This window comes from Humidisolicoccus flavus (genome assembly GCF_045689595.1).
Classification (GTDB): domain Bacteria; phylum Actinomycetota; class Actinomycetes; order Actinomycetales; family Microbacteriaceae; genus Humidisolicoccus; species Humidisolicoccus flavus.
This window is the reverse complement of record NZ_CP142724.1, coordinates 952,050-977,356: the sequence shown is the minus strand read 5'-3', so window position 1 is coordinate 977,356 and position 25,307 is coordinate 952,050. Positions and strand designations below refer to the sequence as shown.

Sequence of the window (25,307 nt, the reverse complement as noted above, 5' to 3'; positions counted from 1 at the left end):
CGGTAGATTAGAGCCATGCCACTTTCAGTAGCAGTCGCCGGCGCGAGCGGATACGCCGGTGGCGAGCTTTTGCGCCTCCTCTCCGCTCATCCTGAGTTCGACGTCGTCACGGTGACTGCGAACGCGAACGCCGGGAAGCCGTTGCTCGACGTGCACCCCGGGCTTCGATCCCTGGCTCACCTGGCGCTCGTTGAGACCAGCGCAGAGCGGCTCGACGGCCACGATGTCGTGTTCTTGGCCTTGCCGCACGGGCACAGTGCCGCGCTCTCAGCGCAGCTTCCGGCCGAGACCCTCGTCATCGACTGCGGCGCCGATCACCGTCTCGAGAGCGCAGAAGACTGGGAAGCGTTCTACGGTGAGGGCTACGGTGGCAGCTGGCCTTACGGCATGCCCGAGCTCATCGTCGAGAACGGGACGCAACGGAGAGAACTCCGCGGCGCACGTCGTATCGCCGTACCCGGATGCAACGTCACCGCGGTCACGCTCGGCCTCGCGCCGGGGATCGCGGCCGACATCATCGATCCAACTGACATCGTCGCGACGCTCGCGGTCGGTCCGAGTGGCGCGGGCCGAGCGTTGAAGACCAACCTGCTCGCCAGTGAGCTGCTCGGCAGCGCTGAGGCCTACGCAGTCGGGGGAGTGCACCGTCACATCCCCGAGATCCACCAGAACCTGAAGAAGGCCGGAGCAGCGCAGGTCTCACTCTCCTTCACTCCGATCTTGATTCCGGCCGCGCGCGGAATCCTGGCGAGCATCACCGCACCTGTTCGTGAAGGCGTGACTGCAGAAGACTTGTACTCCGCATGGAGTCTGGCGTATGCGCACGAACCCTTTGTGCACGTGGTCGCGCCAGGAACCTTCCCACGCACCGCCGATGTTCTCGGTTCGAACGCAGCGTTGATCGGGGTCACGCTCGATGAGAAGGCGGGCCGTGCGGTGATCATCACCGCAATCGACAATCTCGGAAAAGGCACAGCTGGAGCTGCGGTGCAGTCGGCCAATATCGCGCTCGGATTTGAAGAGACCCTGGGGCTCAGCGTTGACGGAGTCGCTCCGTGAGCGTGACCGCGGCACAGGGCTTCCGTGCCGGCGCGGTTGCAGCTGGACTGAAGTCGAGCGGCGCGCTCGATCTCACCGTCGTCGTCAACGATGGCCCGAGCGACGCGGCCGCGAGCGTCTTCACGAGTAACCGTGCAAAGGCGCATCCGGTGCTGTGGAGCGAGCAGGTCATCGCTGACGGCCGCGCACGCGCGATCGTCTTGAACTCCGGTGGCGCGAACTGCTTCACGGGGCCGGAAGGCTTCCAAACCACGCATGCCAGTGCAGAAGCGGCGGCAGCGGCGCTTGACATCGGAGCTGGAGACGTACTGGTCTCCTCGACCGGTCTGATCGGCGCAATGCTTGACCGTGATCTCGTCCTGCGCGGCATCACGAGCGCGATCGAGTCGCTCGGTGATCATGGCCACGATTCTGCGCGCGCCATCATGACGACCGATTCCGTGCCGAAACTCGCAGTGCACAGCGAAAACGGCTGGACGCTCGGCGGAATGGCGAAGGGTGCGGGAATGCTCGCGCCGGGGCTTGCGACCATGCTCGTCGTGATTACGACTGATGCCGATCTCGACGCTGCTTCGCTCGACGATGCACTCCGAGTCGCATGCGCGACGACCTTCGACCGTCTCGACTCCGATGGCTGCATGTCGACGAACGACACGGTGACCCTGCTCGCGAGCGGTGCGAGCACGGTGCAGCCGAGCCTCGCCGACTTCACCGCAGCGCTCACCGATCTCTGTGCTGATCTCGCACGACAGTTGCAAGCCGATGCCGAGGGCGCATCGCACAACATCGCCATCGAGGTCACGGGCGCGAATTCCGAAACCGACGCAGTCGAAGTCGGGCGGAGCGTCGCTCGCAGCAACCTGTTCAAAGCAGCAATCTTCGGCAACGACCCGAACTGGGGTCGAGTGCTCGCTGCGATCGGAACAACGCACGCTGCCTTCGATCCCTACGCAGTATCGGTGAGCTTCAACGGCGTGCGGGTGTGTGCGAACGGAACTCCGGATCAGGCGATCGAAATGGTCGATCTGACGCCGCGTGACGTGCACATCTTGATCGAGCTCTTCGCGGGCGAGTCCACCGCAACCATCCTCACCAACGATCTCACGCACGATTACGTGCACGAGAACAGCGCCTACTCGAGCTGATGATGATGCACAACGCTGCCGAGAAAGCCCAAACCCTGATCGAATCCCTTCCGTGGCTCGAGCGATTCCGCGGCGCGACGATCGTTGTGAAGTACGGCGGCAACGCAATGATCTCGCCAGAACTCCAGCGTGCTTTCGCACAGGACATGGTGTATTTGCGGGCGGTCGGGATCAAGCCAGTCGTCGTGCACGGTGGAGGTCCCCAGATCTCAGCAGCACTTGAGGCTTTCGGTATTCACAGTGAGTTCCGTGGTGGCTATCGAGTGACGACCCCGGAAGCGATCGACGTCGTACGAATGGTACTGACCGGGCAGGTGTCTCGAACGCTCGTTTCGCTCCTGAACACTCATGGCCCCGTTGCCTCGAGCGTTTCTGGCGAGGACGCCGGACTTTTCGGAGGGAAGAAGCGCTCCGTGCTCATCGACGGCGAGCTCGTCGACCTCGGCCAGGTGGGCGATGTCGTGGATGTCGACCCGACGGTCGTGCACCGGATGCTCGACGCCGGTCTGATCCCGGTCGTGTCGTCGATCGCGCCCGACGTGGACGACCCCGGCAGCTCGCTCAACGTCAACGCGGACGCGGCGGCTGCAGCGCTCGCGGTTGCGCTCGAGGCAGACAAGCTTGTGATCCTGACCGATGTCCCCGGCCTGTACCGAAACTGGCCCGATACGTCCAGCCTGATCTCGCACATGAGCGCGAGCGAACTCACCGCGCTCCTGCCGCAGCTCGAGAGCGGCATGATTCCGAAGATGCAGGCCTGCCTCGATGCAGTGCTCGGGGGAGTCGATAAGGCAGCGGTGATCGATGGCCGCACAGAGCACTCGATCCTGCTCGAAATCTTTACTTCGACGGGCGTCGGCACCGAGATCGTCGCGGATTCCGTAGCTCCCGCTGCGGGCAACGCTGATTCTGCCGACGAAGCACACGCCGACTACAGTTGATCCATTCATCTCTTCGAGGAGCACTATGACGCGCCATTTTCTGCGGGACGACGACCTGACACCGAGCGAACAGCTGGAGATCCTGGATCGCGCGGCTCGCATGAAGGTCGAGCGATTCAGCGAGCGTCCGCTCGCTGGCCCACAGACCGTCGCAGTCATCTTCGACAAGTCCTCGACGCGCACGCGCGTTTCGTTCGCGGTTGGCATTGCTGACCTCGGTGGCGTTCCCCTCATCATTTCAACGGCGAACAGCCAGCTCGGCGGAAAAGAGACCGCTTCGGATACCGCGCGAGTGCTCGAACGTCAGGTAGCCGCGATCGTGTGGCGGACCTATGGCCAGGCGGGTCTCGAGGAAATGGCTGCAGGCACTCGGGTCCCTGTGGTCAATGCCCTCAGTGACGACTTCCACCCATGCCAGCTGCTTGCCGATCTCTTGACCATTCAGGAGCACAAAGGCCAGCTCAAGGGTCTCACCGTCGCCTTCCTTGGGGACGGCGCAGACAACATGGTGCACTCGTACCTGCTCGCGGGCGCGACTGCTGGAATGCACGTGCGCGTTGCCTTCCCGAGTGGCTATGCCCCACGCGCTGACATCGTTGCGGATGCAGAAGCAATCGCCTCGACCACTGGTGGCTCGATCACGCTCACGAGCGACCCGCACGCTGCCGTTGCCGGCGCCGACGTCGTCGTGACCGACACCTGGGTCTCGATGGGCAAGGAAGACGAGAAGGCGGTTCGCGTTGCCGCGCTCGGGGCCTATCAGGTCGACGCTGCGCTCATGGCGCACGCCGCCGAGGACGCGATCTTCCTCCACTGTCTCCCGGCCGATCGTGGATTCGAAGTCGCGAGTGACGTCATCGATGGTCCGCAGAGCGTGATCTGGGACGAAGCGGAGAACCGTTTGCACGCGCAGAAGGCGCTCTTGGCATGGTTGCTCGAGCGTTCGGAGACGGTCGTCGCGACACCTGGAGCGCAGAATGTCTGATTCGACAGCAAAGCACGGAACCAATGAGGGCTCGCTCTGGGGAGGTCGGTTCGCTTCCGGTCCGAGCCCAGAGCTGCAGGCGCTTTCGCGTTCGACGCACTTCGACTGGAAGCTCGCGGCCTACGACATCGCAGGTTCGAAGGCGCACGCCCTCGCACTCGAAGATGCCGGGCATCTGAGTCACGATGAGCGCATCGCAATGCACGAGGCGCTCGATACTCTCCTCGCTGACGTCGAGAGTGGCGCGTTCGTCGCTGCCGAGAGCGACGAGGATGTGCACGGAGCGCTCGAGCGCGGGCTCATCGAGATCGCTGGCGCAGACCTCGGCGGCCGTCTTCGCGCCGGTCGGAGTCGCAACGACCAGATCGCCACGCTCGTTCGTCTCTGGATGCTCGACCAGTCGACGATGATCGAGCACGAGGTCCGTCGCTTGATCGCGGCGCTCATCGGTCAAGCCAAACTGCACCCGAACGCACCGATGCCAGGCCGCACGCATTTGCAGCACGCGCAACCGGTCCTCCTCGCACACCACTTGCTCGCGCACGCCTGGGGCCTCACGCGAGACCTCGAACGCTTCCGCGACTGGCGGGTGCGCGCGAGCGAATCCCCGTACGGCGCCGGTGCGCTCGCCGGCTCTTCGCTCGGACTCGACCCCGCGCTCGTTGCAGGCTCGCTCGGTCTCCGTGAACCAATGCAGAATTCAATCGACGCGACAGCGAGCCGCGACACAACGGCAGAGTTCTCGTTCATCGCCGCGATGATCGGAATCGATGTTTCCCGCTTGGCCGAAGAGGTCATCCTGTGGTCGACAAAGGAGTTCGGCTTCGCCAAGCTCCACGACGGCTTCTCGACCGGGTCGTCGATCATGCCGCAGAAGAAGAATCCCGACATCGCCGAACTCGCGCGCGGGAAGGCCGGTCGCCTCATCGGTGACCTCACCGGGCTGCTCGCAACGTTGAAGGCGCTGCCGTTCGCGTACAACCGTGATCTCCAGGAAGACAAGGAGCCGGTGTTCGACCAGGCCGAGCAGTTGCTGCTGCTGTTGCCAGCATTCGCCGGCATGATTGGCACACTCGAGTTCAACACCGAGCGGATGGCATCGCTCGCCCCGCAAGGATTCTCGCTCGCAACCGATGTTGCCGAGTGGTTAGTGCGTCAGCGGGTCCCTTTCCGCGAAGCGCACGAGATTTCCGGTGAACTCGTGCAGTTCTGTGAGGAGCACGGTCTCGAACTTCACGAGCCGAGCGACGAGCAGTACGCAGCGATTTCTGCGCACCTGCGTCCAGAAGTTCGTTCGGTACTCACGGTCGAGGGTTCGATTTCGAGCCGCTCGGGCATCGGCGGAACCGCACCGAGCGCAGTCGCCGCGCAATTGGCGAACCTCGAAGCGCGGCTCAACGCGCTCGACGGTGAAGTTTCTGCAACGCACTGAGTGAAGGGAGTTCCCTTGCGGCAAATCCGGCCGCAAGGATTGGTACGGTAGCGGGTGTGACGGAAACTGCAACTCTCGCATCCACCCTGCAATCCCCGGCCCTCGATCCTGCGTTTCCGAACGTCTGGGACGAGATCGTCTGGCGTGGTTCGGTCCACGTGTCGACGGACGAGGCGGCGCTGAAGGCGGCGCTCGGTGGAGATCCGATCACCTACTACTGCGGGTTCGACCCGACCGCACCGAGCCTGCACCTCGGTAACCTTGCCCAGCTCATCTTCATGCGCCGCTTGCAGTTGGCAGGCCACCGACCGCTGGGCCTCGTCGGTGGTTCCACCGGTCTCATCGGTGACCCTCGGCCGACGTCAGAACGTCAGCTCAACACGAAGGAAACGGTGAGCGAGTGGGTCTCGTACCTGCAGGCTCAGGTTTCACGATTCTTGAGTGTCGAGGGAGACAACGCGCTGCGCCTGGTCAATAACCTCGACTGGACCGCACCGCTTTCCGCGATCGACTTCCTCCGGGACGTCGGCAAGTACTTCCGTGTCGGCACGATGATCAAAAAGGATGCCGTTGCCACGAGGCTTGCGTCTGAAGAGGGCATCTCCTACGCAGAATTCAGCTACCAAATCCTGCAGGGTCTCGACTACCTCGAGCTCTACCGCAGCTACAACTGCACCTTGCAGACCGGCGGTAGCGACCAGTGGGGAAACCTCACCAGTGGCACCGAACTGGTGCGGAAAGCCGAGGGGGCCGCGGTCCACGCGATCGGCACTCCGCTCATCACAACGCCCGACGGCAAAAAGTTCGGCAAGAGCGAGGGCAACGCGGTCTGGCTTGACGCTGCGATGACCACGCCATTCGCGATGTACCAGTTCTGGTTGAACCAGGAAGATTCGATCGTCGTCACCCTCTTGAAGAGCTTCACCTTCTTGCCGAGCGCAGTGATCGACGAGCTCGCTCAGTCCGTGATCGACGCACCGTTCCGCAGGGAGGCCCAACGAGTGCTGGCATTCCAGGTCACGGCGTTCGTGCATGGCGAGGCAACGACGAAGCAGGCGATCGCTGCCTCTCAGGCGCTTTTCGGTTCGGGAGATCTTGAAGCGATCGACGAGTCGACTCTTGCCGCAGCGATCTCGTCGCTCGAAGTGGCGACGGCCCTGCCCGACGCCCCAGTGCTGCAATTGCTCCAGGAAACCGGTCTCGTCGACAGCCTTTCGGCGGGGCGGCGTGCAATTGCCGATGGGGGAGTGAGCGTGAACAACGTGCGCATCACTGACGCAGATGCCACGCTCGAGGGCCGACTGCTCCATGGTCGCTACGCAGTCCTTCGCCGCGGCAAGAAGACGCTCGCGGGTGTGGACGCTGGCGAACCCTCCTAACGAACGCCCGCGTCCCACGGCGTGACACGCCCGGGATGTGGGTGATTTGGTGTGGTGGGGTGGTGGTGCGTAAAGTATTCATTCGTCACCCCATAGGAATGACGGAGCCTGGTGCTTCTCTTCCTCAAGTGGGACCATCCTTTGATTGTCTGTTCTTCACCTTGTGGTGTGGGGCGGGTGGTTGTATGGTGGAGCTTCGCTTCTTCCAACTGTTGCTGGTTTTCGGACTGGCAGCGTGTCGATTTGACAGGTTGTGTTGAGGTGGTAAGTTAGACAAGTTGCCTCCAATTGATCCCTTCTGGGTGATGTGGAGAGCGTCCGATCCTTGAGAACTCAACAGCGTGCACAATGTCAAATGCCAAAAAACTTCGTGGCTATTTATTTAGTGCGATTTTATATTGGACAACAGATTGTCAGTAGACAGTCTTTTTGTCAGCATCAAACTCGCTATCTTCCTGGTTTTTCCCGGGTTGGTAGCTATTTAGATTTCGGGGCCATGTATTTGGTTTCGAGTCACTCTTTTACGGAGAGTTTGATCCTGGCTCAGGACGAACGCTGGCGGCGTGCTTAACACATGCAAGTCGAACGATGAAAGAGGAGCTTGCTTCTCTGGATTAGTGGCGAACGGGTGAGTAACACGTGAGCAATCTGCCCCCGACTCTGGGATAAGCGCTGGAAACGGCGTCTAATACCGGATACGACAAACGAAGGCATCTTCTGTTTGTGGAAAGAATTTCGGTTGGGGATGAGCTCGCGGCCTATCAGCTAGTTGGTGAGGTAATGGCTCACCAAGGCGACGACGGGTAGCCGGCCTGAGAGGGTGACCGGCCACACTGGGACTGAGACACGGCCCAGACTCCTACGGGAGGCAGCAGTGGGGAATATTGCACAATGGGCGCAAGCCTGATGCAGCAACGCCGCGTGAGGGATGACGGCCTTCGGGTTGTAAACCTCTTTTAGCAGGGAAGAAGCGAAAGTGACGGTACCTGCAGAAAAAGCACCGGCTAACTACGTGCCAGCAGCCGCGGTAATACGTAGGGTGCAAGCGTTGTCCGGAATTATTGGGCGTAAAGAGCTCGTAGGCGGTTTGTCGCGTCTGCTGTGAAAACCCGAGGCTCAACCTCGGGCTTGCAGTGGGTACGGGCAGACTAGAGTGCGGTAGGGGAGATTGGAATTCCTGGTGTAGCGGTGGAATGCGCAGATATCAGGAGGAACACCGATGGCGAAGGCAGATCTCTGGGCCGTTACTGACGCTGAGGAGCGAAAGCGTGGGGAGCAAACAGGCTTAGATACCCTGGTAGTCCACGCCGTAAACGTTGGGAACTAGATGTGGGGACCATTCCACGGTCTCCGTGTCGTAGCTAACGCATTAAGTTCCCCGCCTGGGGAGTACGGCCGCAAGGCTAAAACTCAAAGGAATTGACGGGGGCCCGCACAAGCGGCGGAGCATGCGGATTAATTCGATGCAACGCGAAGAACCTTACCAAGGCTTGACATATACAGGAAACGGCGAGAGATCGTCGCCCCGCAAGGTCTGTATACAGGTGGTGCATGGTTGTCGTCAGCTCGTGTCGTGAGATGTTGGGTTAAGTCCCGCAACGAGCGCAACCCTCGTCCTATGTTGCCAGCACGTAATGGTGGGAACTCATGGGATACTGCCGGGGTCAACTCGGAGGAAGGTGGGGATGACGTCAAATCATCATGCCCCTTATGTCTTGGGCTTCACGCATGCTACAATGGCCGGTACAAAGGGCTGCAATACCGCAAGGTGGAGCGAATCCCAAAAAGCCGGTCTCAGTTCGGATTGAGGTCTGCAACTCGACCTCATGAAGTTGGAGTCGCTAGTAATCGCAGATCAGCAACGCTGCGGTGAATACGTTCCCGGGCCTTGTACACACCGCCCGTCAAGTCATGAAAGTCGGTAACACCCGAAGCCGGTGGCCCAACCTTTTGGAGGGAGCCGTCGAAGGTGGGATCGGTAATTAGGACTAAGTCGTAACAAGGTAGCCGTACCGGAAGGTGCGGCTGGATCACCTCCTTTCTAAGGAGCATCTAGTCCGGTTCGCCGGATTCAGAGCCACTTCGGTCACGAATGTTGATCGGTGGTTAGCTCAAGGGTGGAACATTGACATTGGCATCGAGGAAGCAATTCTGATGGAGTACCACCGCGAGGTGAGGAAACAGAGGGGGCGCGGAGTCGGTGCATGCACGCTGTTGGGTCCTGAGGGACCGGACACTCATTGCGGCTCACATTGGTGAGCGTGGTGGGAGAACGAACCTCTGGATCTGTTTGAGAACACGTTTTCGTGTTTGATGCAGATACCGCCCGTATTTTGAGAACTACACAGTGGACGCGAGCATCTTAGATTGAGACTTTTGTCTCAATCACAGATCTAAAATAGATCTGGTCGCACTCAATTAATTTTGAGTGCTTCCTTATACTCATGTGATCAAGATTCTAAGAGCTAACGGTGGATGCCTTGGCATCTGGAGCCGATGAAGGACGTAGTAACCTGCGATAAGCCTCGAGGAGCCGGTAAACAGGCTTTGATTCGAGGATTTCCGAATGGGGAAACCCCGCTGGGCCAGCGATGGACCTAGTGACTCCCGCCTGAATATATAGGGCGGGTAGAGGGAACGAGGGGAAGTGAAACATCTCAGTACCCTCAGGAAGAGAAAACAACATGTGATTCCGTAAGTAGTGGCGAGCGAACGCGGAAGAGGCCAAACCGATCGTGTGTGATAGCCGGCAGGCGTTGCACGATCGGGGTTGTGGGACTTTTCGTTCTGGTCTGCCGATCAGTAAACGTTACAGCGCAGTATAGACGAAGTGTTTGGAAAGACGCATCATAGAGGGTGATAATCCCGTAGTCGAAATGCTGTTATGGCGTGAGAAGTATCCCAAGTATCACGGGGCCCGAGAAATCCCGTGTGAATCTGTCAGGACCACCTGATAAGCCTAAATACTCCCAGATGACCGATAGCGGACAAGTACCGTGAGGGAAAGGTGAAAAGTACCCCGGGAGGGGAGTGAAATAGTACCTGAAACCGTTAGCTTACAAACCGTCGGAGCAGCCCTAGTAGCTGTGACGGCGTGCCTTTTGAAGAATGAGCCTGCGAGTTAGTGATATGTGGCGAGGTTAACCCGAGTGGGGAAGCCGTAGCGAAAGCGAGTCTGAATAGGGCGATTCAGTCGCATGTCCTAGACCCGAAGCGAAGTGATCTATCCATGGCCAGGTTGAAGCGACGGTAAGACGTCGTGGAGGACCGAACCCACTTAGGTTGAAAACTGAGGGGATGAGCTGTGGATAGGGGTGAAAGGCCAATCAAACTTCGTGATAGCTGGTTCTCTCCGAAATGCATTTAGGTGCAGCGTTGCGTGTTTCTTGCCGGAGGTAGAGCTACTGGATGGCCGATGGGCCTCAACAGGTTACTGACGTCAGCCAAACTCCGAATGCCGGTAAGTGAGAGCGCAGCAGTGAGACTGTGGGGGATAAGCTTCATAGTCGAGAGGGAAACAACCCAGACCACCAACTAAGGCCCCCAAGCGTATGCTAAGTGGGAAAGGATGTGGAGTTGCATAGACAACCAGGAGGTTGGCTTAGAAGCAGCCACCCTTGAAAGAGTGCGTAATAGCTCACTGGTCAAGTGATTCCGCGCCGACAATGTAACGGGGCTCAAGCATACCGCCGAAGTTGTGGGATTCATATAATAGCTCGGCAGTACTTTCGAGTGCTGTCCAGGCATATGGATCGGTAGGAGAGCGTCGTGCAGCGAGTGAAGCGGCGGTGGAAACCAGCCGTGGACGCTGCACGAGTGAGAATGCAGGCATGAGTAGCGAAAGACGGGTGAGAAACCCGTCCTCCGAATAACCAAGGGTTCCAGGGTCAAGCTAATCTTCCCTGGGTAAGCCGGGACCTAAGGCGAGGCCGACAGGCGTAGTCGATGGACAACAGGTTGATAATCCGTGCTGACGAAAAACCGCCCAAGCTAAACCAGTAATGCTAAGAGTCCGAATCCTTGGATTGATCCCTTCGGGGTGACGTCCTTGGCCTAGCACTCGACCCTATGCTGGGGCGGCTAGCGTATTAACAGGTGTGACGCAGGAAGGTAGATGAACCGGGCCGATGGTTGAGTCCGGGCAATTATGTAGGGAGAGCGATAGGCAAATCCGTCGCTCATATATCCTGAGATATGACGCCGAACCTTTAAGGGAAGTCATTGATCCTATGCTGCCAAGAAAAGCATCGACGCGAGGTTTTAGTCACCCGTACCCCAAACCGACACAGGTGGTTAGGTAGAGAATACCAAGGAGATCGAGAGAATCGTGGTTAAGGAACTCGGCAAAATGCCCCCGTAACTTCGGGAGAAGGGGGGCCTGATCGGTGACGGGATTTACTCCCCGAGCTGTTGATGGCCGCAGAGACCAGTGGGAAGCGACTGTTTACTAAAAACACAGGTCCGTGCTAAGTCGCAAGACGATGTATACGGACTGACGCCTGCCCGGTGCTGGAAGGTTAAGAGGAAGGGTTAGCGTAAGCGAAGCTCAGAATTTAAGCCCCAGTAAACGGCGGTGGTAACTATAACCATCCTAAGGTAGCGAAATTCCTTGTCGGGTAAGTTCCGACCTGCACGAATGGCGTAACGACTTCCCAGCTGTCTCAACCGCGAACTCGGCGAAATTGCAATACGAGTAAAGATGCTCGTTACGCGCAGCAGGACGGAAAGACCCCGTGACCTTTACTACAGTTTGGTATTGGTGTTCGGTGTGGCTTGTGTAGGATAGGTGGGAGACTTTGAAGCTTGGACGCTAGTTCAGGTGGAGTCATTGTTGAAATACCACTCTGGTCACTCTGGATATCTAACTTAGAACCGTAATCCGGTTCAGGGACAGTGCCTGATGGGTAGTTTAACTGGGGCGGTTGCCTCCCAAAAAGTAACGGAGGCGCCCAAAGGTTCCCTCAACCTGGTTGGCAATCAGGTGTCGAGTGTAAGTGCACAAGGGAGCTTGACTGTGACATTGGCGAATGGAGCAGGGACGAAAGTCGGGACTAGTGATCCGGCAGTGGCTTGTGGAAGCGCTGTCGCTCAACGGATAAAAGGTACCTCGGGGATAACAGGCTGATCTTGCCCAAGAGTCCATATCGACGGCATGGTTTGGCACCTCGATGTCGGCTCGTCGCATCCTGGGGCTGGAGTAGGTCCCAAGGGTTGGGCTGTTCGCCCATTAAAGCGGCACGCGAGCTGGGTTTAGAACGTCGTGAGACAGTTCGGTCCCTATCCGCTGCGCGCGTAGGAAGTTTGAGAGGATCTGACCCTAGTACGAGAGGACCGGGTTGGACGAACCTCTGGTGTGTCAGTTGTTCCGCCAGGAGCACCGCTGATTAGCTACGTTCGGGATGGATAACCGCTGAAAGCATCTAAGCGGGAAGCCGGCCTCAAGATGAGACTTCCATGCCTTCGGGCGAGAGACTCCCAGCCAGACGACTGGGTTGATAGGCAGGATGTGGAAGCGTGGTAACACGTGGAGCTGACCTGTACTAATAAGTCGATATCTTGATAACACATGTTCTATTGCTTGCGTCCACTTTGTGGTTCTCGATGTACGGTCGGGAATCGCTGCAAACTATACTTTGCGGCAGACTTGAAACATTGATAGATGTTTCGGCGGCCATAGCGAAGGGGAAACGCCCGGTCACATTCCGAACCCGGAAGCTAAGACCTTCAGCGCCGATGGTACTGCAGGGGGGACCCTGTGGGAGAGTAGGACACCGCCGGACTTAACTTAACAAGCGGACAACACCCGCACCACTGATGGTGACAGGTGAACATCCCAACATCAAAGCCCTAGCAGGCATCCTGCTAGGGCTTTTTTGCGCCCAAAAACACAACAACACCAACACCAACACCAACCAGCGAAAGACCCTGTTCACGTGCTTCAGGTGTTCGTCGGGAATGAGAGAGATCCCGGTTGCGTCGCGTCGTTTCGAAGACGGCATGTCCAGTTTGGGGCCGGCCTATTCTGCACGGCCGAGTGCTTAAGGAACGTCGCCCGCTCAGCGCAGCGCCTGCTGGTTCGACGCATCGAAAACTTCACGCGTCTTCGTAGTTCGGGACTCGGTCGATTTCTGCTGCTGATGGATCCAGCGACATGGTGGTCGACAGTCGCGCGAGTGGAACAGCTTCGGCTGGCGAAGTACAGACGTTCCCTCGTACCTGACCGGTCGTTGCCCCAGCAGAGGAGGCGTCACCAGGTTCGTTGGACATGTCGATCGTGCTGTTCGATCGAGCTCCTCGTTCTTGAGTCTTGAGTCTTGAGTCTTGAGTCTTGAGTCTGGAGTCTGGAGTCTGGAGTCTGGAGTCTGGAGTCTGGAGTCTGGAGTCTGGAGTCTGGAGTCTGGAGTCTGGAGCTAGGAGCTAGGAGCTAGGGGATTTGCGCCCCACGACCGAGAACCGCTGCGAACTGCGTTCTGCGAATCTTTGAGCTGAAATTCGACCCTGTATCCCGAGTCGAAGGTGGTCGATATACGTTCCTGGCTCGAGGTCAGCTGCGCGGGCACGAGCTCGGGTGGGTGCGCTCGAGGGGAGTGGGGTTATGAGGTTGTCGCCCTTTCCAGTGACTTCGGTTACGCCTGACATATCGCTTGTTATCGGCAACTCCGTGAGGAAGCCTGCGAACTACTTCGCTCTCCCTCGGCGGTCGACACGCCCGGCACTCCTTGTGCTTCGCACGCTGTAGAAAGAATTTCGAAATTTCCACGTCCGTTCTCGTCGGCGAACTCGCTTGTGTTCGCGACCTGCGCATCGAGAAGCGCAACCGCGGTGAGTGTGTTGAGCACGAATTCGTGGAAGCGTCGGACGTCGATCAGATCCCCTCTTCGGAGTGTCGCAGAAAAAACTGACAAATCTGGAGGGTCTCGACCGGGTCTGGCGACGAGTTCGGTTTGAGTTCGCTGCGGCCCCGTGCGCCTGCCCGGGACGTGCGATCCTTCGCGAAATCTACGCCGTCAAGAGCGGCGATTCCAGTGATTGGCTGGCAACAGGACCTCCCGGGCGCCGGACTGAGCGTCCCGTGACACGCCCGGGATGTGGGTGATTTGGTGTGGTGGGTTGGTGGTGCGTAAAGTATTCATTCGTCACCCCATAGGAATGACGGAGCCTGGTGCTTCTCTTCCTCAAGTGGGACCATCCTTTGATTGTCTGTTCTTCACCTTGTGGTGTGGGGCGGGTGGTTGTATGGTGGAGCTTCGCTTCTTCCAACTGTTGCTGGTTTTCGGACTGGCAGCGTGTCGATTTGACAGGTTGTGTTGAGGTGGTAAGTTAGACAAGTTGCCTCCAATTGATCCCTTCTGGGTGATGTGGAGAGCGTCCGATCCTTGAGAACTCAACAGCGTGCACAATGTCAAATGCCAAAAAACTTCGTGGCTATTTATTTAGTGCGATTTTATATTGGACAACAGATTGTCAGTAGACAGTCTTTTTGTCAGCATCAAACTCGCTATCTTCCTGGTTTTTCCCGGGTTGGTAGCTATTTAGATTTCGGGGCCATGTATTTGGTTTCGAGTCACTCTTTTACGGAGAGTTTGATCCTGGCTCAGGACGAACGCTGGCGGCGTGCTTAACACATGCAAGTCGAACGATGAAAGAGGAGCTTGCTTCTCTGGATTAGTGGCGAACGGGTGAGTAACACGTGAGCAATCTGCCCCCGACTCTGGGATAAGCGCTGGAAACGGCGTCTAATACCGGATACGACAAACGAAGGCATCTTCTGTTTGTGGAAAGAATTTCGGTTGGGGATGAGCTCGCGGCCTATCAGCTAGTTGGTGAGGTAATGGCTCACCAAGGCGACGACGGGTAGCCGGCCTGAGAGGGTGACCGGCCACACTGGGACTGAGACACGGCCCAGACTCCTACGGGAGGCAGCAGTGGGGAATATTGCACAATGGGCGCAAGCCTGATGCAGCAACGCCGCGTGAGGGATGACGGCCTTCGGGTTGTAAACCTCTTTTAGCAGGGAAGAAGCGAAAGTGACGGTACCTGCAGAAAAAGCACCGGCTAACTACGTGCCAGCAGCCGCGGTAATACGTAGGGTGCAAGCGTTGTCCGGAATTATTGGGCGTAAAGAGCTCGTAGGCGGTTTGTCGCGTCTGCTGTGAAAACCCGAGGCTCAACCTCGGGCTTGCAGTGGGTACGGGCAGACTAGAGTGCGGTAGGGGAGATTGGAATTCCTGGTGTAGCGGTGGAATGCGCAGATATCAGGAGGAACACCGATGGCGAAGGCAGATCTCTGGGCCGTTACTGACGCTGAGGAGCGAAAGCGTGGGGAGCAAACAGGCTTAGATACCCTGGTAGTCCACGCCGTAAACGTTGGGAACTAGATGTGGGGACCATTCCACGGTCTCCGTGTCGTAGCTAACGCATTAAGTTCCCCGCCTGGGGAGTACGGCCGCAAGGCTAAAACTCAAAGGAATTGACGGGGGCCCGCACAAGCGGCGGAGCATGCGGATTAATTCGATGCAACGCGAAGAACCTTACCAAGGCTTGACATATACAGGAAACGGCGAGAGATCGTCGCCCCGCAAGGTCTGTATACAGGTGGTGCATGGTTGTCGTCAGCTCGTGTCGTGAGATGTTGGGTTAAGTCCCGCAACGAGCGCAACCCTCGTCCTATGTTGCCAGCACGTAATGGTGGGAACTCATGGGATACTGCCGGGGTCAACTCGGAGGAAGGTGGGGATGACGTCAAATCATCATGCCCCTTATGTCTTGGGCTTCACGCATGCTACAATGGCCGGTACAAAGGGCTGCAATACCGCAAGGTGGAGCGAATCCCAAAAAGCCGGTCTCAGTTCGGATTGAGGTCTGCAACTCGACCTCATGAAGTTGGAGTCGCTAGTAATCGCAGATCAGCAACGCTGCGGTGAATACGTTCCCGGGCCTTGTACACACCGCCCGTCAAGTCATGAAAGTCGGTAACACCCGAAGCCGGTGGCCCAACCTTTTGGAGGGAGCCGTCGAAGGTGGGATCGGTAATTAGGACTAAGTCGTAACAAGGTAGCCGTACCGGAAGGTGCGGCTGGATCACCTCCTTTCTAAGGAGCATCTAGTCCGGTTCGCCGGATTCAGAGCCACTTCGGTCACGAATGTTGATCGGTGGTTAGCTCAAGGGTGGAACATTGACATTGGCATCGAGGAAGCAATTCTGATGGAGTACCACCGCGAGGTGAGGAAACAGAGGGGGCGCGGAGTCGGTGCATGCACGCTGTTGGGTCCTGAGGGACCGGACACTCATTGCGGCTCACATTGGTGAGCGTGGTGGGAGAACGAACCTCTGGATCTGTTTGAGAACACGTTTTCGTGTTTGATGCAGATACCGCCCGTATTTTGAGAACTACACAGTGGACGCGAGCATCTTAGATTGAGACTTTTGTCTCAATCACAGATCTAAAATAGATCTGGTCGCACTCAATTAATTTTGAGTGCTTCCTTATACTCATGTGATCAAGATTCTAAGAGCTAACGGTGGATGCCTTGGCATCTGGAGCCGATGAAGGACGTAGTAACCTGCGATAAGCCTCGAGGAGCCGGTAAACAGGCTTTGATTCGAGGATTTCCGAATGGGGAAACCCCGCTGGGCCAGCGATGGACCTAGTGACTCCCGCCTGAATATATAGGGCGGGTAGAGGGAACGAGGGGAAGTGAAACATCTCAGTACCCTCAGGAAGAGAAAACAACATGTGATTCCGTAAGTAGTGGCGAGCGAACGCGGAAGAGGCCAAACCGATCGTGTGTGATAGCCGGCAGGCGTTGCACGATCGGGGTTGTGGGACTTTTCGTTCTGGTCTGCCGATCAGTAAACGTTACAGCGCAGTATAGACGAAGTGTTTGGAAAGACGCATCATAGAGGGTGATAATCCCGTAGTCGAAATGCTGTTATGGCGTGAGAAGTATCCCAAGTATCACGGGGCCCGAGAAATCCCGTGTGAATCTGTCAGGACCACCTGATAAGCCTAAATACTCCCAGATGACCGATAGCGGACAAGTACCGTGAGGGAAAGGTGAAAAGTACCCCGGGAGGGGAGTGAAATAGTACCTGAAACCGTTAGCTTACAAACCGTCGGAGCAGCCCTAGTAGCTGTGACGGCGTGCCTTTTGAAGAATGAGCCTGCGAGTTAGTGATATGTGGCGAGGTTAACCCGAGTGGGGAAGCCGTAGCGAAAGCGAGTCTGAATAGGGCGATTCAGTCGCATGTCCTAGACCCGAAGCGAAGTGATCTATCCATGGCCAGGTTGAAGCGACGGTAAGACGTCGTGGAGGACCGAACCCACTTAGGTTGAAAACTGAGGGGATGAGCTGTGGATAGGGGTGAAAGGCCAATCAAACTTCGTGATAGCTGGTTCTCTCCGAAATGCATTTAGGTGCAGCGTTGCGTGTTTCTTGCCGGAGGTAGAGCTACTGGATGGCCGATGGGCCTCAACAGGTTACTGACGTCAGCCAAACTCCGAATGCCGGTAAGTGAGAGCGCAGCAGTGAGACTGTGGGGGATAAGCTTCATAGTCGAGAGGGAAACAACCCAGACCACCAACTAAGGCCCCCAAGCGTATGCTAAGTGGGAAAGGATGTGGAGTTGCATAGACAACCAGGAGGTTGGCTTAGAAGCAGCCACCCTTGAAAGAGTGCGTAATAGCTCACTGGTCAAGTGATTCCGCGCCGACAATGTAACGGGGCTCAAGCATACCGCCGAAGTTGTGGGATTCATATAATAGCTCGGCAGTACTTTCGAGTGCTGTCCAGGCATATGGATCGGTAGGAGAGCGTCGTGCAGCGAGTGAAGCGGCGGTGGAAACCAGCCGTGGACGCTGCACGAGTGAGAATGCAGGCATGAGTAGCGAAAGACGGGTGAGAAACCCGTCCTCCGAATAACCAAGGGTTCCAGGGTCAAGCTAATCTTCCCTGGGTAAGCCGGGACCTAAGGCGAGGCCGACAGGCGTAGTCGATGGACAACAGGTTGATAATCCGTGCTGACGAAAAACCGCCCAAGCTAAACCAGTAATGCTAAGAGTCCGAATCCTTGGATTGATCCCTTCGGGGTGACGTCCTTGGCCTAGCACTCGACCCTATGCTGGGGCGGCTAGCGTATTAACAGGTGTGACGCAGGAAGGTAGATGAACCGGGCCGATGGTTGAGTCCGGGCAATTATGTAGGGAGAGCGATAGGCAAATCCGTCGCTCATATATCCTGAGATATGACGCCGAACCTTTAAGGGAAGTCATTGATCCTATGCTGCCAAGAAAAGCATCGACGCGAGGTTTTAGTCACCCGTACCCCAAACCGACACAGGTGGTTAGGTAGAGAATACCAAGGAGATCGAGAGAATCGTGGTTAAGGAACTCGGCAAAATGCCCCCGTAACTTCGGGAGAAGGGGGGCCTGATCGGTGACGGGATTTACTCCCCGAGCTGTTGATGGCCGCAGAGACCAGTGGGAAGCGACTGTTTACTAAAAACACAGGTCCGTGCTAAGTCGCAAGACGATGTATACGGACTGACGCCTGCCCGGTGCTGGAAGGTTAAGAGGAAGGGTTAGCGTAAGCGAAGCTCAGAATTTAAGCCCCAGTAAACGGCGGTGGTAACTATAACCATCCTAAGGTAGCGAAATTCCTTGTCGGGTAAGTTCCGACCTGCACGAATGGCGTAACGACTTCCCAGCTGTCTCAACCGCGAACTCGGCGAAATTGCAATACGAGTAAAGATGCTCGTTACGCGCAGCAGGACGGAAAGACCCCGTGACCTTTACTACAGTTTGGTATTGGTGTTCGGTGTGGCTTGTGTAGGATAGGTGGGAGACTTTGAAGCTTGGACGCTAGTTCAGGTGGAGTCATTGTTGAAATACCACTCTGGTCACTCTGGATATCTAACTTAGAACCGTAATCCGGTTCAGGGACAGTGCCTGATGGGTAGTTTAACTGGGGCGGTTGCCTCCCAAAAAGTAACGGAGGCGCCCAAAGGTTCCCTCAACCTGGTTGGCAATCAGGTGTCGAGTGTAAGTGCACAAGGGAGCTTGACTGTGACATTGGCGAATGGAGCAGGGACGAAAGTCGGGACTAGTGATCCGGCAGTGGCTTGTGGAAGCGCTGTCGCTCAACGGATAAAAGGTACCTCGGGGATAACAGGCTGATCTTGCCCAAGAGTCCATATCGACGGCATGGTTTGGCACCTCGATGTCGGCTCGTCGCATCCTGGGGCTGGAGTAGGTCCCAAGGGTTGGGCTGTTCGCCCATTAAAGCGGCACGCGAGCTGGGTTTAGAACGTCGTGAGACAGTTCGGTCCCTATCCGCTGCGCGCGTAGGAAGTTTGAGAGGATCTGACCCTAGTACGAGAGGACCGGGTTGGACGAACCTCTGGTGTGTCAGTTGTTCCGCCAGGAGCACCGCTGATTAGCTACGTTCGGGATGGATAACCGCTGAAAGCATCTAAGCGGGAAGCCGGCCTCAAGATGAGACTTCCATGCCTTCGGGCGAGAGACTCCCAGCCAGACGACTGGGTTGATAGGCAGGATGTGGAAGCGTGGTAACACGTGGAGCTGACCTGTACTAATAAGTCGATATCTTGATAACACATGTTCTATTGCTTGCGTCCACTTTGTGGTTCTCGATGTACGGTCGGGAATCGCTGCAAACTATACTTTGCGGCAGACTTGAAACATTGATAGATGTTTCGGCGGCCATAGCGAAGGGGAAACGCCCGGTCACATTCCGAACCCGGAAGCTAAGACCTTCAGCGCCGATGGTACTGCAGGGGGGACCCTGTGGGAGAGTAGGACACCGCCGGACTTAACTTAACAAGCGGACAACACCCGCACCACTGATGGTGACAGGTGAACATCCCAACATCAAAGCCCTAGCAGGCATCCTGCTAGGGCTTTTTTGCGCCCAAAAACACACCAACACCAACACCAACACCAACCAGCGAAAGACCGCTCGTGAGTGGAACTCGGATCGTTTTGTGTTCGACGTGTGCTCGCATCGACGTGCTCGGATCGCGGTGGGGACGGGAAGGCAAGGGAAGCGTAGTGGGCACGGTAAGCACTGTGGGCGCGGTCGGCGCAGTGGGCGCAGCAGGCACGGCGGCCGCGGAACCCGCGGGAGAGCTTTGCACACTGAATGCGGCAATCCAGTCGACGCAGCTAGGTTGCTGCGTGGCGGTGGAGTTTGGCTGCGCACAGAGCAAAGGTCGCTGAATTAGGATTCGCTGGCACGGCTGTGTGCGGCTGGTGTGGCAAGACTGTGTGGAACAGGAGGAGGGCCTATGTGCTCCGCACGGCTTCTTGAAGAGTCCGTTGTCTCTGCGGGGCCAGCCGGGTGCGGTGAGACGACGTCTCGCGCACATACCGAGTGCTTGTATCGACGTGCTGAGAGAGAAGACTAGACGCGCGAGGACGCAGTACACAGAAGAAGGGCCCGTCTCAACGAGCGGGCCCTTCTTCTGTGATGAGGTTTGTTCACGATCGTGTGAACCCCTGCCGTGACGCTACTCGTACAGCGAGGAGGCAACCTTGAGGGAGTGGATGCTTCGACCACTCGACCAGATCGCCGCGCAACCAGCGCGCAGGGTATCGATTCCGGCGCCCTCTCGAAGCACATTGACGCTGTCTTCAGTGAGCTGCACGGCAGCGGTGCCAACTTCGAAGTAGCGGTGGCCAGTTGAACGCTCGAAGGTTTCGCGAGTCTCCGGGTACTCCTCGTGGAGCTCTCGGAGATCCTCGAGGATGAAGTCAGGGCGCATCGTCTTGTCTGCCGCAAGCAACTGCTTTGCCTGGTCGATACCGGTCAACACGATCGCACTGCGAATACCGGCGCGCTGCGCACCGAGAATGTCGGTGTCGAGGCGGTCGCCGATCATGAGCGGGTTCTGCGCTGAGAATCGTTCCTGAGCGACGGTGAAGATCGGTTGTTCAGGCTTTCCGCCGACCTCAGGGAAGCGTCCCACTGCGGTGTGCACAGCAGAGACGAGCGTGCCGTTCCCCGGGGCGATGCCGCCGGCCACGGGGATTGTCCAGTCGGTGTTCGTTGCAATCCATGGAATGCCCGTGTGCAGCGCGAACGAGGCTTCAGCGAGTTGTGTCCATCCCACGTCGGGAGCGAAACCCTGCACGACAGCTTTCGGCTGATCGGCTGCAGCACGAACGACTCTCCAACCAGCCTTCTCTACCTCGGACGTGAGACCTTCGCCTCCGACAACGAGCACCGGATCACCCGGCTCAAGGTGCGGCGCGAGCAGACGCATCGCTGCTTGCGGAGAAGTCACGACCTCGTGTGCTGCGACGTGCAATCCGAACGACGAGAGGTGTTCTGCAACTGAGTTCGCAGTGCGGCTCGCGTTGTTCGTGATGTACGCGAGCGGCACCTGCACCTTCGCGAGCGCATCAACAGCGTGGGGGATCGCAGCCGGACCTTGGTAGACGACGCCATCAAGATCGGCCATGACCAGATCAACGCCAGTCAGTGGCGTGGACGAACTCATCGATCGGACTCCGGCTCCGCTTCCTCGAAGTTCAAATCGAGCTGCGTGTGCTGGTCTGATTCGAGTCCAGGCAGTGTTGCTGCAGCCTCTGTCGTCGCGTCAACCGAAGGAGTGACGGGTTCCGCGAAGATCAGCGCTGCAAGTTCAGCCGGAGCTTCTTCCTCGTCTGCCGAAGAAGTCTCGGCTGCTGGTGCATCACCATCGGCGGGAGCATCCGAGGCAGGTACTGCAGGCTGCTCTTTCTTCGTGGTCGCAGCCTTCTTCGGAGCGCGCGTCTTTTTGACTGGAGCGACGTCCTCGGAAGCGTCAGTCGCTGCGGCTGCAGGAGCTGGCGCCTCGGTGACACTCGCTGCGTCGGTGTCGGCGTCGTTCGTGCCTTCGGCTTCGTCGCTCGGTGCTGCGGCCGCGGCCGTGTCGGCGGTCGCTGCAGGAGCAGAATCAGCGTCGTCACGTCGCATCGATTCCGAATCTGAGGCTTCGACCTCTGCTACAGCAGCAGCATCGGTCGGGTCGACCTCCGCCGAATCGCTCGACGCCGGGAGTTCGGCATCGGCATCAGTCGCCGAGTCGGCGGCAGGCGAAGAATCTGGCTCGACCGCCGAATCCGAGACGTTCTCGGCATCGTCGGTGTCGAGTTCTTCGTCATCAACGACGTCAGTGACGTCGTCGTAATCCTGCTCGAACTCGACGTATTCCTCGGTGATACTCATCGACTCGGACTCGGCATTGCTGTGCATTGCCTCGAGCGCATCGATGGCACGATCGGTGCGCTCGAACCACTCCGCCGCTTCCTTATCGCGACCGAGTTCTTCGAGCACGGTCGCGTATGACGCGAAGAGCGCCGGCGACCAGGTGAAGGCTTTGTCCGGGTTGAGCTCGGGGATCCGAAGCTCTTCGAGCGCCTCCGCGGTTTGACCGAGGTCGAGACGAGCACCCGACTTTGCGATTGCAAGCTCGACGCGCACATCAACTTCGAGTGTTGAAGGATCGACCCCGCGAGCGAGTTCGAGTGCACGGTCCGGTCGTCCAAGGCCACGCTCGGAGTCGACCATGAGCGGAAGCTGGTCGTCGCGTCCAGAGATGCGGCGGTACGTGCGAAGCTCGCGCAGCGCGAGCGAGAAATCGCCGGTCAAATAGGCGGTGATCGCGAGCGATTCACGCACCACGGCGATCCGGCCGGCACGAAGCGCAGCAGCGGTCGCGTGCTCATGTGCAAGCGCAGGATCGGTGTCGATGAGCTCCGACGCTGCAGCCAGGTGTCGCGCAACGACCTCCGCGTTGTCCTTCGCGAGCGTTTTCAGCTGCGCTCGCGCACCGAAATCGAGATCGGTCGCTTCGATCGACTCGGGAATCTCCGGGGGAGTGAAGTCATCGCGGACCTGCTTGAAGGCTTCGCCGGTGCCATCGCCACGACCGTGCTCGCGACGCTCGGTCGGGCTCTCGTCGCGGAAGTTCGTGCGGTTGTCCGAACGGTCCCAGCCGCGGTCCTCGCGTCGGTTCCCGCTGCGGTCGTCGCGTCGTGCGCCGCTGTCGCGGTTTTCCCAGGGTTTGCTGCCACCGCGGTCGTCGCGGCGATCTCCGTCGCGGCGTTCCCACGGCTTCGAGCCCTGATCACGGCTTGGTCGGCGGTCTCCGCTGTCGCGGCGTTCCCAGGGCTTGCTGCCACCGCGGTCATCGCGGCGGGGGCCGCTATCGCGGTTTTCCCAGGGCTTGCGTTCGCCGCGGTCGTTGGAGGGTCGGCGGTCTCCGCCGTCGCGGCGTTCCCAGGGCTTGCTGCCACCGCGGTCATCGCGTCGTGGGCCGCTGTCGCGGTTTTCCCAGGGTTTGCTGCCACCGCGGTCGTCGCGGCGATCTCCGTCGCGGCGTTCCCACGGCTTCGAGCCCTGATCACGGTTTGGTCGACGGTCTCCGCTGTCGCGGCGTTCCCATGGCTTGTCGCCGCGGTCGTTGGAGGGTCGGCGGTCTCCGCCGTCGCGGCGTTCCCAAGGCTTGCTGCCGCCGCGGTCGTCGCGGCGTGGGCCGCTGTCGCGGTTTTCCCAAGGTTTGCGTTCGCCGCGGTCGTCGCGGCGTGGGCCGCTGTCGCGGCGTTCCCAGGGCTTGCTGCCACCGCGGTCGTCGCGGCGATCTCCGTCGCGGCGTTCCCACGGCTTCGAGCCCTGATCACGGCTTGGTCGACGGTCTCCGCTGTCGCGGCGCTCCCAGGGCTTGTCGCCACGGTCATCGCGGCGTGGGCCGCTGTCGCGGTTTTCCCAGGGCTTGCGTTCGCCTCGGTCGTTGGAGGGACGGCGGTCTCCGCCGTCGCGGCGCTCCCAGGGCTTGCCACCGCGGTCGTCGCGGCGCGCGCCGCCATCGCGGTTCTCCCAGGGCTTTCCGCCCTGGTTGCCACGGGCAGGGGAGCTCGAGCGATCGTCGCGGCGATTGCCCCATGGCTTATCGCCAGTCGGCCGGCCGCGGTCGCCGTCGCCGCGATAGGGTCGGGAATCCCGGTCTCCTGAAGAACGGCGATCTCCGCCGTCGCGCCTGTCGTTGTTGTACCCACCCGAACGGCCTGAGGAACTTTCGCGGTTCCAGCCGCCCTCTCGACGATTGCTGTCACGGCCGGAGCCACCGCCACTGCGGTTCTCACGGCGTTCACGAGGTGCTTTGTTTTCTTCGGGGGAGTCGTTCACCTCCCTATTCTCCCACCTTTCGCAATCCCGTGAACACCCGAGATGCGGCCGGGCATGTCACCCGCTCGAGGAGAACTCATGGGCGCGACTGTCCATGACTCCACAAAGCGATGAGAGGAGTGCCCTCTGCAGGTATTGGGTGGATCGCGAGCCAGAAACCGAAGCTCCCGCGTACGCTAGAGCTGTGCAACACATCGGCGATGAATTTTCCAGCGACACCACGGCGGCCAGCACTGAATCGCAGCGGGCTGAACTGCACGAGCACGCATCGGAAGCACTGCACGACGCCCTGATTCGCCAACTCGATCTCATTGAGGCGCAGCCGCTCGAGGAGCGTGCCGCTGGTTTTGCGCAGTTGCACGACCAACTGCAGGCAAAGCTCGAGATGCGTTCATGACCCGACTCGACGCAGCGCTCGCAGCGCTCGGGCTCGCTCGAAGCCGCACGCACGCGCAGCAACTGATTCACGACGGGCTGGTCTCCGTCAACGGCAAACCCCAACACAAGTCCGCGATGCAGGTCGACGACGACGATGCAGTCGTTGTTGCCGCACACGAACGTTGGGTGAGCCGCGCGGCGCTCAAGCTCGTCAGTGCCTTCGAGTCGTTTCCCATCACACCGGTCGGTGCACTCGCCCTCGATCTCGGCGCCTCCACAGGGGGATTCACGCAAGTCCTGCTCGAACGCGGCGCGAAGCACGTCATTGCGCTCGATGTCGGGCACGGACAATTTGCGCTCGATGCGCAGTCGCTGCCGATCACCCTCATCGAAGGAAAGAACGTCCGCGAGCTTGGTCCTGAGGAATTCGCGCACATCGGCCGGCCAACTCTGGTCACTGCGGATCTATCGTTCATCTCGCTCGGGCTCGTCTTCGCGGCAGCCGATGCCGCGGTTGCACCCGATGCCGACTGGATCGTGCTGGTCAAGCCGCAGTTCGAAGTCGGGCGGCTCGGTGTCAAAGAAGGAATTGTCCACGATGCAGGGCTCCGAGCTGAAGCGATCGAGCAGGTGCTCTGGGCCGCTTGGGATCTCGGGCTCGGTACTCGTGGACTCATACCTTCGCCGATCACAGGCAGTCATGGAAACCGGGAGTACCTGCTCTGGCTCAATCGCGCACAGGGCTCGAATCCGTCAGAATGGCTGGATGAAGCTCGCCGAATCGCAGCAGAATGAGGG

11 protein-coding genes and 6 rRNA genes are annotated in these 25,307 nt (G+C 58.8%); 15 read left to right on the top strand and 2 right to left on the bottom strand.

Annotation, left to right across the window (positions count from 1 at the left end):
• The first annotated feature begins 15 nt into the window (after positions 1 to 15).
• The 12 genes from argC (at position 16) to rrf (U2H20_RS04570) (ending at position 19,772) form a co-directional block, all read left to right on the top strand.
• A complete protein-coding gene (argC, locus tag U2H20_RS04625) occupies positions 16 to 1,059 on the top strand; it encodes an N-acetyl-gamma-glutamyl-phosphate reductase (RefSeq protein ID WP_430593319.1) in 1,044 nt (347 codons plus the stop codon).
• A complete protein-coding gene (gene argJ, locus U2H20_RS04620; protein WP_430593318.1) occupies positions 1,056 to 2,204 on the top strand; it encodes a bifunctional glutamate N-acetyltransferase/amino-acid acetyltransferase ArgJ in 1,149 nt (382 codons plus the stop codon). The genes argC and argJ overlap by 4 nt, the downstream gene beginning before the upstream one ends.
• Positions 2,204 to 3,145 carry an acetylglutamate kinase gene (gene argB, locus U2H20_RS04615; protein ID WP_430593317.1) on the top strand — a complete coding sequence of 314 codons (942 nt, stop codon included), beginning with the start codon at positions 2,204 to 2,206 and terminating at the stop codon, positions 3,143 to 3,145. The genes argJ and argB overlap by 1 nt, the downstream gene beginning before the upstream one ends.
• Before the next feature lie 25 nt (positions 3,146 to 3,170).
• Complete coding sequence (gene argF, locus U2H20_RS04610; protein WP_430593316.1) at positions 3,171 to 4,130, top strand: ornithine carbamoyltransferase; 960 nt, start codon at positions 3,171 to 3,173, stop codon at positions 4,128 to 4,130.
• Positions 4,123 to 5,562 carry an argininosuccinate lyase gene (gene argH / locus U2H20_RS04605; protein ID WP_430593315.1) on the top strand — a complete coding sequence of 480 codons (1,440 nt, stop codon included), beginning with the start codon at positions 4,123 to 4,125 and terminating at the stop codon, positions 5,560 to 5,562. Before argF ends, argH begins: the two co-directional genes overlap by 8 nt.
• 56 nt (positions 5,563 to 5,618) lie before the next feature.
• Positions 5,619 to 6,941 (top strand): tyrosine--tRNA ligase, encoded by a 1,323-nt coding sequence (gene tyrS, locus U2H20_RS04600; protein WP_430593314.1) that lies wholly within the window; start codon positions 5,619 to 5,621, stop codon positions 6,939 to 6,941.
• A 520-nt stretch (positions 6,942 to 7,461) separates the two neighbouring features.
• Positions 7,462 to 8,982: ribosomal RNA gene (locus tag U2H20_RS04595) — 16S ribosomal RNA — on the top strand.
• A 407-nt stretch (positions 8,983 to 9,389) separates the two neighbouring features.
• Positions 9,390 to 12,505: ribosomal RNA gene (locus tag U2H20_RS04590) — 23S ribosomal RNA — on the top strand.
• A gap of 99 nt (positions 12,506 to 12,604) precedes the next feature.
• Positions 12,605 to 12,721, top strand: a 5S ribosomal RNA gene (gene rrf / locus U2H20_RS04585).
• Between the two features lie 1,791 nt (positions 12,722 to 14,512).
• Positions 14,513 to 16,033 (top strand): 16S ribosomal RNA (locus U2H20_RS04580).
• A gap of 407 nt (positions 16,034 to 16,440) precedes the next feature.
• A 23S ribosomal RNA gene (locus tag U2H20_RS04575) occupies positions 16,441 to 19,556 on the top strand.
• Positions 19,557 to 19,655: 99 nt separating this feature from the next.
• A 5S ribosomal RNA gene (gene rrf / locus U2H20_RS04570) occupies positions 19,656 to 19,772 on the top strand.
• Together the 16S, 23S and 5S rRNA genes form the textbook arrangement of a ribosomal RNA operon.
• Positions 19,773 to 20,469: 697 nt before the next feature.
• On the opposite strand, the gene U2H20_RS04565 is transcribed toward rrf (U2H20_RS04570), so the two are convergent.
• Both U2H20_RS04565 and U2H20_RS04560 read right to left on the bottom strand, forming a co-directional pair.
• Entirely contained in the window at positions 20,470 to 21,462 is a 993-nt protein-coding gene (locus U2H20_RS04565) for an HAD-IIA family hydrolase (protein ID WP_430593313.1), read from the bottom strand.
• On the bottom strand, positions 21,459 to 22,625 hold the full coding sequence (locus U2H20_RS04560; protein WP_430593312.1) for a hypothetical protein: 1,167 nt from the start codon (positions 22,623 to 22,625) through the stop codon (positions 21,459 to 21,461). The genes U2H20_RS04565 and U2H20_RS04560 overlap by 4 nt, the downstream gene beginning before the upstream one ends.
• 93 nt (positions 22,626 to 22,718) lie before the next feature.
• Between U2H20_RS04560 and U2H20_RS04555 the strand changes: the two genes are divergently transcribed.
• The 3 genes from U2H20_RS04555 to U2H20_RS04545 all read left to right on the top strand — a co-directional run bounded on the left by U2H20_RS04555 (position 22,719) and on the right by U2H20_RS04545 (position 25,304).
• Positions 22,719 to 23,957: a hypothetical protein gene (locus U2H20_RS04555; protein WP_430593311.1), complete on the top strand. Its 1,239-nt coding sequence runs from the start codon at positions 22,719 to 22,721 to the stop codon at positions 23,955 to 23,957.
• Between the two features lie 358 nt (positions 23,958 to 24,315).
• On the top strand, positions 24,316 to 24,528 hold the full coding sequence (locus U2H20_RS04550) for a hypothetical protein (RefSeq protein WP_430593310.1): 213 nt from the start codon (positions 24,316 to 24,318) through the stop codon (positions 24,526 to 24,528).
• Positions 24,525 to 25,304 (top strand): TlyA family RNA methyltransferase, encoded by a 780-nt coding sequence (locus U2H20_RS04545; protein WP_430593309.1) that lies wholly within the window; start codon positions 24,525 to 24,527, stop codon positions 25,302 to 25,304. The genes U2H20_RS04550 and U2H20_RS04545 overlap by 4 nt, the downstream gene beginning before the upstream one ends.
• The last annotated feature ends 3 nt before the right edge of the window (positions 25,305 to 25,307 follow it).

What these genes read in the sequence shown, in the direction of transcription:
- argC (WP_430593319.1), top strand. Translation starts at nt 16, where the DNA reads ATGCCACTTTCAGTAGCAGTCGCCGGCGCGAGCGGATACGCCGGTGGC.
- argB (WP_430593317.1), top strand. Translation starts at nt 2,204, where the DNA reads ATGATGATGCACAACGCTGCCGAGAAAGCCCAAACCCTGATCGAATCC.
- argF (WP_430593316.1), top strand. Translation starts at nt 3,171, where the DNA reads ATGACGCGCCATTTTCTGCGGGACGACGACCTGACACCGAGCGAACAG.
- argH (WP_430593315.1), top strand. Translation starts at nt 4,123, where the DNA reads ATGTCTGATTCGACAGCAAAGCACGGAACCAATGAGGGCTCGCTCTGG.
- U2H20_RS04565 (WP_430593313.1), bottom strand. Translation starts at nt 21,462, where the DNA reads ATGAGTTCGTCCACGCCACTGACTGGCGTTGATCTGGTCATGGCCGAT.
- U2H20_RS04545 (WP_430593309.1), top strand. Translation starts at nt 24,525, where the DNA reads ATGACCCGACTCGACGCAGCGCTCGCAGCGCTCGGGCTCGCTCGAAGC.